Origin of the sequence: Acinetobacter sp. Z1 (genome assembly GCF_024296945.1) — a bacterium.
GTDB lineage: Bacteria > Pseudomonadota > Gammaproteobacteria > Pseudomonadales > Moraxellaceae > Acinetobacter > Acinetobacter beijerinckii.
Genome location: NZ_CP101115.1, coordinates 2,490,840 through 2,505,114, shown reverse-complemented (window position 1 = coordinate 2,505,114; position 14,275 = coordinate 2,490,840). Strand labels below are relative to the sequence as shown.

Below are 14,275 nucleotides of genomic sequence, written 5' to 3'. Positions count from 1 at the left end.
ATCTTTTAAGATGCCTTTTCATTACTCTCAATGATTTCAGTAATCATGGCGTGTGCGATACTACCTTTGAATGGAATCTCTGGTAGTTGGTCAAATTTGAAAAATTGAGCATCACTGATTTCCTCAATCTGTAGTTCAATCTCACCAGAATCATATTCTGCATGAAACGCAATCATTAAATTACTTGGAAATGGCCACGGTTGGCTTGACATGTAGCGAATATTTTTAAGTTTTAGCCCAACTTCCTCAAGAGTTTCACGTTGTACAGCTTCCTCAAGAGTTTCACCAACCTCAACAAATCCTGCAATCAGTCCGTACATATTGCCATAATGCTTGTGTGCTGATTTTGCTAACAGCACCTCATCCTTACCTTTGGTGATAATGGTAATCACGCAGGGCTGTACGCGGGGATATTGATGATACCCGCAGGCAGGGCAAACCATTGCATATTCTTTGGGATGAATTTCGGTGTGATGTCCGCAATGACTACAAAACTTATGGTTACGTCGCCACTCAAGTAGTTGAACGGCACGACTCGCTTGAAGGAACGCTGTCGTAGGCCATGACTGAATCAGTTCCCGAATTGGTACAAGTTGATAGCCTTCAGGAATGATTTCATCATCGAGGAGATCACGAGCAATGACATGATCATTGTGATGTATGGGTAAATCACTTGCTAACTTTTCAACTCTTGGTAGTTCTAAATTTTGATCGACTAACAGTTTTTGATGTTGAAAAATATAAGCAAGTGATAGTTGAGTCATTATGCAGCCGCAGTAATTTGTAATCGTTGACTGCTTGATAATGCCACATCAAACATAGATTGCAACACTGGCTGTTTATTCTTTAAGTTATCTACGAGTAAATCTAAACCAGCAACAACATTTAGAATACAATTCACATGTTCAGCATTGAAACTTTCATTTTGACTTAAGCGATATTGAGCAAAATGAGCAGCACCTAATAGTGCAGTTTGTTGTGTAGAACTGCCTAAGAATAAAGCTGCACCCGATAATTCATTCAGATAAACAGGCAAGGCTTCTAAGTTATGTGCAGTCGGGTCTTGTGCATATAAACTAAGTGTTTCCGTTAACGTATCAATTAGCGTTTTTGTTTCAACAATCAATGCTTTGTGCGCTTCATCTAATCGATCTAGAGAAATTTGCATATTGTTTACACGTAGTTGTAAACGACTAGAGGTGTAATTACGCTCTAAAATTCCAATAGAATTCATAGACGCTAAAATACTGTTCATTAACTGCTGAATCGATGTTGCATCCGTTAGTGTATTCGGTTGGCTCAGCTTTTCAGCTTGCTGATCTAATTCTTTAGCTGCTTCATTTAGATTTAATACTTTAAATACATTCGCAAGTTGATTCAATTTTTGCTGTAATTCTTGCGTTTTTTCAGCCGACATATTTTGATGGTTGTACTCAATTTCATTACGAATTTGAGCCATTTCATCCGTCATTAACTGGCTAATCGTATGTACTGTTTCATAATCTGGACCATACAAGTGACGACTTAAAACTTGAAGTTGAGTGTCACTGAGAAGCTCATCACCAATATTCAGTTGTTCACGAATGTGATGGGATAAGTCATCTTCTTGGCTAATACAAATACTTAAAATATCTGCAAGATCGGCAATATTACTTTGGAATGTTGCAGATTGATTTAGGAATTTGCCAATATTAGTTTCAATTTGAATTAGTGTTCTTAAACGCGCTTCAGTGATTAAGAGCTCATCAATATGACCTAAACCAACATTAACCAGTTGCCAATATTGTTGGCTTGGTTGGTTAGTCGCTAAACCCGCTAAATAAACGCCAACCAATTTAATGCCTTGTAAATCTAATGGTGTCTCAGCTTGCTTGATGAGCTTGTTCAAACACAATTTATATAACTGATGAATATATTGAGATTGTTCTAAACTTGGTGCTTGCGGTAAGTTAAAGCTAGGCGTAATACAATCGAGTAAGGGGTGAATCGTTTGACCTTCTTTCGTGATTGGTTTACCGAGAGCTTTTTCCAAACGATTTAAGGTATCAATTAAAAATTGAGGAACTTTTACTTCACGTAAACAAATAAACTCAATGTAACGTTTAAGCATAGTCGTGCCTTCGCTCAGTGCGATGACATCACTGGTTTTAATTTGCTGTGGTTGAGCCATGATTTGGCGCATGAGTTCAGCAGAGTATTCAGTGATTTGCGCGAGGTGGGGCATATCAATCAATTTAAGAACTTGAGTGCACTGTTCAAATTGATTGAGTGCATCATCAATACCGAAAGGTAAGGCTTGTTCTTCAGCAAGCGTATTAACTGCCGTCTCTACTAATTTAATCGAATTGTCGATCTCATTTTTTATTATTAATAATGCAGTTGGGTCGAAATGAATCGAGGTTTGGTAAGACATATGACCTACACCTTTCCTAAGTTGTTATATCCATGAACCTCCCATCATAGGAGGTTAAAATCATTAATGGTTAATATAACTTAACTTTGAAAGCTTGAAATACAAAAACTTATATTGCAGAACAAATTTATTTTGCAAAAAAGCAAGCGCTTCCATGTTTTTGCTCAAATTGTTTGACCCATGTCTCATGTTCATTTAGCTCATGCTCTGAAGGGCGAATCACGGGTAAATCCACTTGGACACGTTGGCGAGTCATTTTATTTTGATTTTGCTCCGATTGGGAGTGTGAATCCATATCAAAAGAGACTTGCCCACCTGTCATTGCAAGATAAACATCTGCCAAAATTTCAGCATCAAGTAAGGCACCATGAAAAGTACGATCTCTTGCTGGAATTTCATAGCGACGCACTAAAGCATCAAGTGAGTTTTTTTGACCTGGATGTTTATTTTTAGCAAGTGCTAAAGTATCGGTCACTTCACATACATCTGAAAGAGCAGTTAATCCGACACGTTTGAACTCCATATTTAAGAAGTTCATATCAAATGTTGCATTATGCGCAATAATTTCAGCGCCTTTTAAATAGTCAAAAAGTACATCGGCAATTTCTGCATATTTCGGTTTGTCTTTGAGAAAGTCATCGCTGATACCGTGGACATTCTCAGAATCACCTACAGGTTTTTCAGGATTAATATAAATATGAATAGAACTACCTGTAAGCTTTCGGTTGATCATTTCAATCGCACCGACTTCAATAATACGATCACCATCTTGGAAGTAAAAACCAGTGGTTTCAGTATCTAGAATAAGCTGGCGTGGACCTTGAAGTTTGACTTTTGCTTTAGTGATCACAATGTGTGGATGTTGAGTCATTTGATTGCTTTCCAATGTCTCAGTTGGTGATTCAATGAGCTTTACATCTGCTTCAAGTTCTATTTCTTCTTCAATCATTTCATCCACATCATCATGAATATCTAAGCCAAAAGGATCGTTCAAGAGCCAATCAGCTTCAGGCTTTTTTGTATCAGCGTTAGCCTGCGTCGAAGATTTTAATTGTTTAGCAGTCTGTTCGACACCGAGGTTGGCTAATTGATCAGCCATTTCATTTCCAGCGTGACCAGCATGACCTTTGATCCAGTTCCATTCAATTTTACGATTTGCACAGACTGCATCTAATTTTTGCCATAGGTCAGGGTTTTTGACATCTTTCCAGTTTTTCTTTTTCCAACCATGAATCCATTCTGTAATCCCTTGTTTTACATAATTGGAATCAGTCCAAACAATCAGATGTGCATCAATAGGGCAGAATGAAACACCTTCAATGGCTGCCTGAAGCTCCATTCGATTGTTGGTTGTATCTGGTTCACCGCCACAAAGCTTATGTTCACCTTGTTCGGTAATGATATATGCCCCCCAACCACCTAAACCTGGATTGCCTTTACATGCACCATCGACATAAAGTGTGATTGTTTGAGACATAATTGAACCTAAAATGAAGAATCTGAGTAGTAAAAAAGATGAGATTTTGAGTGTATGACTTTAAAAGTTTATCACCCTCATCTGATAAGTTGTATTCTAAATCTAAATTTGACGGTTAAACCGTTACAAAACTCATATTTTTTAATTTCTTGTAACATTTCCATGCAAATCACGTTAAATTATTGCCTTGTCTAAGTGACATGCTTTACTACAATGGCAAATCGAAGAAATAAACTAGCGCGAGTTGACTGGAAGATTTTATGTATAAATCGAGCACATTGATGTGGCAAACATCTGCAACATCATTATTCAAAATTACTGTACTTACTTCTGCTCTAGCTGCGTTGGGAATTACAACAGGCTGTTCATCAACTCCGCAATCAAGTAAAGCTTCTACTTCAAAGCAAGTAGGTTCTGGATATTTAGATGCTGGAAGCTTAGATTCACTTGAAGATTTACTTTCCGCTACCGATATGCGAGCTGTGGAAGGTGATCGTTTATTAGTACTCAAACATGGTGATGTGTGGAAGCGTATGACCGTGGGTTTCAAGATGGATTTGAACCATTGGGACTCTCGTATTGAAGCGCAACGTGGTTGGTTTATTTCTCGGCAACCTTATCTAGATCGATTAAGTGCGCGCGCCAGCCGTTATTTATACCACACTGTAAAAGAAGCAGAACGTCGTGGGATGCCAACCGAATTGGCGTTATTACCTGTAATTGAAAGCTCATATGACCCTGCTGCAACAAGTAGTGCAGCCGCTGCGGGTTTATGGCAATTTATCCCAAGTACAGGACGAATTTATGGATTACAGCAAACGGGCTTGTATGATGGTCGCCGTGATGTGGTTGAGTCTACTCGTGCTGCTTATGAATTCTTAGGTAGTTTATATAACCAATTCGGTTCTTGGGAGTTGGCATTAGCGGCTTATAACGCTGGCCCTGGTCGTATCCAACAAGCAATTAACCGTAACCGAGCTGCTGGCTTACCAACAGATTATTGGTCACTCAAGTTACCTCAAGAAACGATGAACTACGTGCCACGATTTTTAGCTGTTGCACAGATTATTAAAAATCCAAGTCATTATGGGGTTGCATTACCGCCAATTGCGAACCGTCCGCATTTCCGTGAAGTTGCATTGTCAGCACCTTTAGATTTAAATCAGATTGCTTCAATTACTGGTTTGAGTCGTGCTGAACTGTATGCATTGAACCCAGCTCATCGTGGTGAGAGTGTCGATCCTTCAAGCCCGATGCGTATTTTGATCCCAGCAGATTTGAGTCCTTCGATTGATGCAAAACTACGTGGCGGTAAGGCAAGTTCAGGTGGTTTCTGGGCAAGTAATAATACTCCACCAGCGATGAATAATACGTTGAATACATCAACAACAATTCGTACCAATACAGGTCAATCCATCACGCCATCAGTAAAAACACCACCAGCTTTAACGGCGAATAATACGACGCGTCCATCGGCAACAACTTCGGTTACAGGTGTAAAATTAAATACCCCGCGAGGTTCTGATGCACTTGCTTCATTTGCTGCCGCTGCTGATGTCCCAAGCGCACCGCGTATTCCAGTTGCAATTACGCCAGCCGCAAATGTTAAACCTGTCAAAATAGAGCCACCTATTTCGCTGAAAGAACGTGAGCAAATTATTGCTGCTGTCAAACAAGATGGTGAAAAGAAAACAGTTGCTCAAGTTTTAGAACCTCAAGCAACACAGGCTGAAAAAGATCAAGTGGTTGCTGAGATCAAAGCGATTGCACCTAAAGGTACTGAAATCGTTGATCCATTCGATGGCAAAATTAAATTAACAGCAATTCAAACTAGTCAGTCTGTAGCGGATGAAAAAGGGCAAGAAGTTACGCGTGGATTCGCTTATCCAAAAAATTTAGTTGAAGATACAGCTACGGCGAATAGTGAAGATGCTAAACGAAACCAAGGCAAACCGTATATTAAAACGGATACAGATGTGGTTGTCGTTGCTCCTAAAGGTAAGCGTAGTACCTATGTTGTACAACCAGGAGATACATTAGCTGTTATTGCGCAAAAAAATAATGTGAGCTGGCGAGATATTGCTCAATGGAATCAAATTGATCCAAACGGAACTTTATTCGTTGGTACAAGTTTGTACCTCTATGATGCTAAACCTCAAGCTGAAGCGCCTAAAGCGGCAGAAAAGAAACCTGAAAGTTATGTGGTGCAATCAGGCGATAGTCTTACGAATTTGGCAGGTCGTTTTGATTTAAGTATTAAACAATTAGCAGATTTTAATAATTTGTCTGTAACTGACGGTCTATTTGTTGGGCAAAAACTTACACTGATTGAGCCAAAAAATACAACTCGTGCGACACGTACATCAGATACTAAAACGACGACATATCAGAAAGTAGCGACCAAATCTTATACCGTTAAACGTGGTGAATATCTGAAATTAATTGCAGATCGTTATGCTTTATCGAATCAGGAACTTGCTGATTTAACAATAGGTTTAACTGCCAGTAGTAGTTTGTTTGTTGGGCAAAAAATTAATGTTCCTTTAAACGAAGTTTCTGAGACTGAAAGTGTTGCTGAAACTAAAACATCAGTTAAATATGACAATGTAACAGCCTCGATAGGGGTTAAGACTGAGAATTATACAGTTCAGCGTGGGGATACATTATCAAGTATTGCGACCAAATCTAAGCTAAGTCTAAATGAGTTAGCTGAACTGAACAATATTAAATCGAATAGCGGTGTTCGTTTAGGTCAAACCTTAAAAATTCCGGCAGGTTCTACAGTTCCAGAGCAGTATGTGGTTCAGTCTGGTGATAGCTTGAATGCAATTGCGAATAAATATGATTTAAGCGTAAATTATATTGCTGATTTGAATGGTCTACAGCGTACTGCCGGAGTACGTGTCGGTCAGCGCTTGAAACTTACGGGTGATGTAGAGAGTAAAACTAATCAAAGTACCAAATCAAAAGATAAAGATGAAACTGCACCAGATGTATATACGGTTAAATCTGGAGATACTTTAAGTAATATTGCTAGTCGTTATTATTTGCAACTGGATTATGTCACTGCATTAAATGGTTTATCTCGTAATAGTAGTGTTCGGGTAGGGCAAAAGCTGAAACTAACAGGTGATGTTCCAAAGGCTGATGCTGAAAAAGTTGAAACTCGTAAGAATAGCTCTAAATCATCAAATCGAAATACAGAGCAATATACAGTTAAAGCTGGCGAGTCTTTAAATAGTATTGCAAATCGCTTCTCGATTTCTGGACGTGAGTTAGCAGAATTAAATGATCTAAAAGCAAATGCAAGTTTACAACGTGGTCAAACGATTGCAGTACCGAAAGTAGTTACTGAATATAAAGTGAAGCGTGGTGATACTTTAATTGGTTTGGCAAGTAAATATGGTTTGGAGACAAGTGCACTTGCCGAAATGAATGATTTGACCCCAAGTACGCAATTACGAATTGGTGATGTGATTAAAGTTCCAAACTTGTAATTGCCGATGAGCTTCGTAATTTCATTAAAAAGGCTTAGTCTATTTTATGGATTAAGCCTTTTTGTACATTCTGCATATGCTCTGATGCAAACTACACCTTATTTAGCGATGCATGTACAACCGAAATATGCCAAGTTAAATGCAATGCCATATGCGAATCCAAGTGCCCCAAAGGGTGGAATACTCAGTCAATCCAGCTTAGGTACTTTTGATAATTTAAACAGTATGAATGGAAAAGGGAGTTCGACTGAAGGCGTAAATTATCTATTTGATAGTCTAATGGATCGCTCATTGGATGAACCAAGAGTGATGTATCCTTTGTTAGCTGAAAAGGTAAGTTATGATCCTAAACAACTGAAAGACATAACCTTTCATTTGAATCCTAAAGCACGTTTTAATAATGGTCAGCCTGTAACCGCCGAAGATGTCAAATTTACTTTTGATACTTATCAAACCAAAGCTAATTTAGGTTTTCAGATGTATTTGTCTGATTTAGTGAAAACTGAGGTGTTATCTAAACATCAGATCAAATTTATTTTTAAATCTAAAAATAATGTTGAAATGCCGTTGATTGTGGCAAGCCTTCCGATTTATTCAAAACTAGATTGGAAGAATAAAGATTTTACCCGCGTCACGCTTCAACCGATTGTTGGTTCTGGACCGTATATTGTTGATCGAGTCGATGCAGGGCGCAGTATTACTTATAAACGTAACCCAAATTATTGGGCAAAAGATTTGCCAGTCAATAAGGGGCGCTATAATTTTGATCAACTCAAATACATATATTATCGAAATTTAGATGTCAGTTTTGAGGGTTTTAAATCTCGGCAATTTAATTTGTATGAAGAAAAAAATATTCGTAATTGGGTCACGGCATATAATTTCCCTGCAATACAGGCTGGGCAGATCAAAAAATACAAAGCTCATTTAGGTACACCACTCGACATTCAAAGTTTGGTATTTAATATTCGCCGTTCGCCATTAAATGATATTCATCTACGCAAAGCACTGACATATGCATATGATTTTGAATGGCAAAATAAGGCTTTATTCTTTAATCAGAATCGGCGACTTCAAAGTTATTTTGACAATACTGATTTAGCTGCAAAAGGTCGTCCAAGCGCCTCAGAACTTAAAGTTTTACAACCCTTTTTAGCACAACTCAGTCCGATTATGCGTCAAGGTGTTTTGGCAGATTGGCGTTATCCTATTTCTGATGCAACAGGTTTTAATCGACAAAATTTATTGATTGCACAGAAAATTTTAAAAGATTCAGGTTATACCATTCGTCATAATCAATTGTACGACCGTCAAGGTAGAGCCGTGCAGCTTGAATTATTAATGCAGCAAGAGAATCCTCAAAGGGAATTGATGCCATTTGTACGTAATCTAAATCGATTGGGGATACGCGTTAATCTTCGACAAGTTGATGTGCCACAATATATGGAACGAATTCGCCGTCAAGATTTTGATATGATGGTACTGAAATTGCCGCAGACTTTAACACCTGGACAAGAGCAAGCTCAATTTTGGGGGAGTGCTGCAGCAAATGAATCGGGAAATTATAATTATTCTGGTATTCAGAACCCTGCAATTGACCAGATAATTGCGAAGATTGTAGCGGCAAAAACACGGGAAGAGGTGGTTTTGTACACGCGTGTACTCGATCGTTTGTTACGTGCCGGTTATTATCAAATTTTGACTTATGGAAAACCTGAACGATGGTTTGCATATTGGGACATTTATCAGCAACCTGAAATTAAACCGAAACTTTCGGTCGGTTGGGAATATTGGTGGGTCGATGGGACTAAAGCTAAGAAACTCGATCAGTCTATGACAAAGCACTCATTAAAATAATCAAGGATCTTTTTCATGGTTCACTATATTCTGAAAAGAATGTTACTGATGATCCCTACATTATTTTTCATTCTATTGATTAATTTTATTATTGTGCAAATTGCGCCCGGTGGACCTGTCGAGCAGGCAATTCAACAAATTCAAAATGCGCAAGGTTTAGGTGTGGGGAATAATGCGCAATCAAGTTTGAGTCGCTTGGCTCAATATCAGGGTGCACGGGGATTAAGCCCTGAGATGATTGAAAAAATTAAAGCTCAATATGGTTTTGATCGCCCTGCATATGAGCGTTTTTGGATGATGCTTAAAGGTTATTTAACTCTTGATTTTGGCACCAGTTTTTTCAAAGATAAACCTGTAACACAACTCCTATATGAAAAATTACCCGTAACGCTGTCTTTGGGAATATGGAGTACATTTCTCATTTATTTGATTGCGATCCCATTGGGAATTAAAAAAGCCAAAAACAATGGTTTGCTGTTTGATCAATCTACTTCGTTATTACTAGCGGTGAGTTATTCGATTCCATCTTTTATTTTCGCTATTGTACTGATTGTTTTTTTTGCAGGTGGAACGTATTTACAATGGTTTCCCTTACAGGGTTTGGTATCTGAAAATTTTGAGCAATTGAGTTTATTGGAAAAAATAAAAGACTATCTGTGGCATATGTCTTTGCCAATCTTAAGTATGGTGTTGGGAAGTTTTGCTGCGCTTACTTATCTGACTAAATATTCTTTTGTTGAAGAGTTAAATAAAGCTTATGTATTGACAGCGCGATCAAAAGGGCTGAGTGAAAATCAGGTTTTGTATAGACATGTATTTCGTAACGCAATCTTAACGGTCGTAGCGGTTTTACCGGAAGCATTGGTTGCCATTTTCTTTGTGGGTAATCTTTTTATTGAAATTATTTTTAATCTGGATGGCATCGGTTTACTAGGCTTTGAAGCGATCACGCAACGTGACTATCCCGTGATTTTTGGAACATTATTTTTATTCACTTTGTTCGGATTGATCTTACGCCTGATTGGTGATTTGCTCTATCACATGATTGATCCACGTATTGATTTTGAATCAAGAGGTGGAAAATGATGTCACCTTTGATGCGTGCACGATTTTATCGTTTTAAGCAAAATAAACTAGGATTTCGTTGCTTTATTCTATTTTTGATTATTTTTACCTTATCAATGTTGGCTGAGTTGATTGCCAATGATAAGCCTCTATTGGTTCGTTATCAGCAATCTTTTTATTTGCCGATAATTCAAGATTATCCAGAGACTACTTTTGGCGGTACTTTTGAAACGGCCACAGATTATCAAGATCCTGTTGTGAAACAATTGATTCAAAAACATGGATGGATGATTTCGCCAATCGTTCCTTTTTCCTATCAATCACCCAATTTATCGCTCAGTGTACCTGTTCCATCACCACCGAGCGCACAAAATTGGTTGGGGACAGATGATCAAGGTCGAGATGTATTTGCTCGTATTCTTTATGGTCTACGTATTTCTTTATTGTTTGGTTTTATTTTAACTTTCTTCTCGGCGGTGATCGGTATCATTGTTGGAGCGATACAGGGCTACTATGGCGGTTGGATAGACCTTATCGGGCAGCGTATTTTAGAAGTATGGGGTGGTTTGCCCATGCTGTTTATAGTGATGATATTGGTCAGTATGTTTAGTCCAAGCATGTATTGGTTATTGCTGATTATGTTGTTATTTGGCTGGACTGAATTAGTTGGGGTGGTGCGAGCAGAGTTTTTACGTGCTCGAAATTTTGACTATGTACGCGCTGCAAAGGCTTTGGGTGTACGTGATTATAAAATCATGTTCAAACATATTTTACCAAATGCGATGAGTTCTAGCCTTTCACAAATCCCCTTTATGCTGACCGCAAATATTATTGCATTAACTGCTTTGGATTTTTTAGGTTATGGGTTGCCACCTGATGCTGCATCTTTAGGTGAATTATTATTACAAGGTAAAAATAACCTTGATGCGCCGTGGTTGGTATTGTCAGGTTTCTTTAGTTTGACGATTGTTTTGTCTTTATTGATTTATATTGGGGAGGCTGCACGTGAAGCATTTGACCCAAGAAGATAATCAACCTCTACTGAGTGTGCAGCAATTTAATATTCGTCAGCAAACAGGACAATATTTAGTTGAGAATTTGAACTTTGATTTATACCCACAGCAAACCCTTGCGATTGTCGGTGAAAGTGGTTCAGGGAAGACCATAACCGTTTTAGGATTACTTGGATTACTTCCTGAAACACTCGTGATCAATGGTGTTGTTGAATTTAAAAATCATAATTTACTTCAATTGAGTCAGAAGCAGTTACAGCATATTCTTGGCAAAAAAATTGCCATGATTTTTCAGGAACCGATGACAGCTTTAAACCCATTACATTCGGTTGAGCAATTGGTTGGTGAGAGTCTTGTTTTACAAGGATATTTAAAACTAGAACTTAAAGAAAAAATCATAACCTTATTACATGATGTTGGGTTGTTGGAAGCTATTCAGATTCTCAAGCGTTATCCACATGAGCTTTCTGGAGGACAAAGACAACGGGTGATGATCGCAGTGGCATTAGCTTTGGAACCAGATATTCTAATTGCAGATGAACCTACGACAGCGCTTGATGTTGTGTTGCAGACACAAATTTTGCAACTATTAAAAAAATTACAGCTTCAACGAAATATGGCGATGATATTAATCAGCCATGATCTTAATTTAGTTAAACACTATGCAAATCACGTCTTAGTTTTGAATCAAGGAAAAGTAGAAGAGCAGGGAACAATTTCAGAAATTTTTATCGCCCCAAAAACTGTTTATACACGCAATTTGCTGAATCATGATTTTGGTAAAGCTTTAGTGATACAAACTAATCAAACATTATTGAAACTCAAAAATCTCACAGTCAAATATCCGATTAAACATGGTTTATTTAATCGAAACAAAACTTATAAAGTTGCAGCAGAGTCGATCAATTTCGAGTTGTTTGAGGGTGAGGCGATCGGAATTGTTGGAGAAAGTGGTTCTGGCAAATCATCATTGGCTTTGGCAATTGCACGATTGATTTCTAGTGAAGGTCTAATTGAATTGCAGTCACAAGATTTGAATCAACTTAATCAGAAACAACTTCGAGAATTACGTTGTGATTTTCAAATTATTTTCCAAGATCCATTTAGTAGTTTAAATCCTAGAATGTCGGTTGCACAGCTGATTGCAGAAGGTTTAGAACTCAAGTCTATTTCAAAACACCAAGCGCATTCAGAAATTGAAGCAGTATTAACAAAAGTTGAATTATCTATAGAGGATAAACATAAATATCCACATCAGCTTTCTGGTGGACAACGACAAAGAGTAGCATTAGCAAGAGCATTGGTTTTGAAACCAAAGTTATTGATTTTGGATGAACCGACTTCTGCTTTGGATCGAACCACCCAAAGAACAATGATTGAATTATTACGTCGTATACAGCAGCAAGATGGTATGAGTTATATTTTTATTAGTCATGACTTACAAGTCATTAAAGCCTTGTGCCAGAAAGTTTTAGTGATGCATCAAGCGAAAGCCTTGGAATATCAGGCGACTGAACTGTTATTTAATCAACCACAAGCGGAGTACACTCGTCAGCTGATTGCTGCAAGTGAATATTAGCATTGTAATTAAAATGACATATGATATTGTCAATTTATCGGATGATCTCTTGACTTCAACAATAAACAGATTAAATTAGAGTAAATGCTCTAATTTTGGCAGAGGATGACCATGAGTCAGATTGCAGACAGTATCAAAATTCGTAATACCACATTTAAAAATCGCATTATCAAAGGTGCAATGAGTGAGGCACTTGCCAACCACGATGGGCAGCCAAATGAATTGCATATTGGTTTATATGAAGCATGGGCAAAAGGCGGTTTAGGTTGTGCGATTACAGGCAACGTTATGGTCAATATTGCTGCTAAAAATGAACCAGGTGTTGTTGCGATTGAAACTGAACGTGATTTGAAAAAATTACAGCAATGGGCTGAAGTAGGTAAAAAACATGGCATGGTGCAATTGATTCAATTGTCTCATCCAGGTCGTCAGTGTCCTAAAGGCTTAAATAAAGAAACCGTTGCACCATCAGCAGTTCCTTTTAGCCCTATGCTTGCAGCAATGTTTGGTACACCACGTGAACTTAAACATGAAGAAATCCTAGATATTATTCAGCGTTTTGCTACGGCAGCAGCAGTATGTGAAAAAGCTGGATTTGAAGGTGTACAACTTCACGGTGCGCATGGTTATTTGATTAGTCAATTTTTGTCGCCATTAACCAATAAGCGTACCGATGAATGGGGTGGATCGATTGAGAACCGCATGCGTTTCTTAGTAGAGATTTATAAAGCTGTTCGTGCGGCAACCTCTGAAAATTTCATTATTTCGGTGAAATTAAACTCCGCAGATTTCCAACGTGGTGGAATCACTGAAGAAGATGTGATTACCGTCTTTAAAGCAATTGATGAAGCAGGTATCGATATTATCGAGATCTCAGGTGGAACATATGAAGCACCAGCGATGGCCGGTGCAAAAGCAGAGTCTCGTAAAGCAAGTACTATTGCACGTGAAGCATATTTCTTAGAATTTGCTGAAAAAATTCGTCAGCACGTTGCTTGTAAATTAATGGTAACAGGCGGCTTCCGTACGGTTGCAGGTATGAATGCTGCACTTGAAAGTGGTGCATGTGATTTCATCGGTATTGCTCGTCCATTGGCAGTTGAAACGGATTTAACAGATCGTTTAATTGCTGGGAATGATGTTCGTTATGCAGTGAATCAAATTAAAACAGGAATTCCATTTGTCGATAAAATGGCAATTATGGAAATTATTTGGTATGCGGCTCAATTTAAAGCCATTGGACAAGGTAAAAAACCGAATCCTAAGTTATCGCCTTTGATCGTATTCTTGAACTACGCAAAAGGGAATATCAAGGCAGTCGTAAAAGGGCGTGTGAATTCACGCAAATCGGCTTAATTTTTATATCTCTGTTTA

9 protein-coding genes are annotated in these 14,275 nt (G+C 38.1%); 6 read left to right on the top strand and 3 right to left on the bottom strand.

Annotated features, from left to right (window positions below; all coding sequences use genetic code 11):
• Positions 1-5: 5 nt before the first annotated feature.
• The 3 genes from nudC to dnaQ form a co-directional block, all read right to left on the bottom strand.
• A complete protein-coding gene (gene nudC, locus NGC85_RS11745; RefSeq protein WP_254731377.1) occupies positions 6-764 on the bottom strand; it encodes an NAD(+) diphosphatase in 759 nt (252 codons plus the stop codon).
• Positions 764-2,413, bottom strand: coding sequence for a chemotaxis protein (locus NGC85_RS11740; RefSeq protein WP_254731374.1), 1,650 nt, complete (start codon positions 2,411-2,413; stop codon positions 764-766). The genes nudC and NGC85_RS11740 overlap by 1 nt, the downstream gene beginning before the upstream one ends.
• Positions 2,414-2,540: 127 nt before the next feature.
• Positions 2,541-3,890 carry a DNA polymerase III subunit epsilon gene (gene dnaQ, locus NGC85_RS11735; RefSeq protein ID WP_254731371.1) on the bottom strand — a complete coding sequence of 450 codons (1,350 nt, stop codon included), beginning with the start codon at positions 3,888-3,890 and terminating at the stop codon, positions 2,541-2,543.
• 260 nt (positions 3,891-4,150) lie between these two features.
• Between dnaQ and NGC85_RS11730 the strand changes: the two genes are divergently transcribed.
• From NGC85_RS11730 to NGC85_RS11705, 6 genes are all read left to right on the top strand, one after another.
• Positions 4,151-7,387 carry a LysM peptidoglycan-binding domain-containing protein gene (locus tag NGC85_RS11730; RefSeq protein WP_254731368.1) on the top strand — a complete coding sequence of 1,079 codons (3,237 nt, stop codon included), beginning with the start codon at positions 4,151-4,153 and terminating at the stop codon, positions 7,385-7,387.
• Positions 7,388-7,393: 6 nt separating this feature from the next.
• Complete coding sequence (locus NGC85_RS11725; protein WP_254731365.1) at positions 7,394-9,244, top strand: extracellular solute-binding protein; 1,851 nt, start codon at positions 7,394-7,396, stop codon at positions 9,242-9,244.
• A 15-nt stretch (positions 9,245-9,259) separates the two neighbouring features.
• The gene (gene yejB / locus NGC85_RS11720) at positions 9,260-10,330 is read left to right on the top strand and encodes a microcin C ABC transporter permease YejB (protein ID WP_254731362.1); all 1,071 of its coding nucleotides are present in this window, start codon (positions 9,260-9,262) and stop codon (positions 10,328-10,330) included.
• Entirely contained in the window at positions 10,330-11,340 is a 1,011-nt protein-coding gene (locus NGC85_RS11715; protein WP_254805595.1) for an ABC transporter permease, read from the top strand. The genes yejB and NGC85_RS11715 overlap by 1 nt, the downstream gene beginning before the upstream one ends.
• Positions 11,315-12,901 (top strand): dipeptide ABC transporter ATP-binding protein, encoded by a 1,587-nt coding sequence (locus tag NGC85_RS11710; protein WP_254731359.1) that lies wholly within the window; start codon positions 11,315-11,317, stop codon positions 12,899-12,901. Before NGC85_RS11715 ends, NGC85_RS11710 begins: the two co-directional genes overlap by 26 nt.
• A 111-nt stretch (positions 12,902-13,012) precedes the next feature.
• Positions 13,013-14,257, top strand: coding sequence for an NADH:flavin oxidoreductase/NADH oxidase family protein (locus NGC85_RS11705; protein ID WP_254731356.1), 1,245 nt, complete (start codon positions 13,013-13,015; stop codon positions 14,255-14,257).
• The last annotated feature ends 18 nt before the right edge of the window (positions 14,258-14,275 follow it).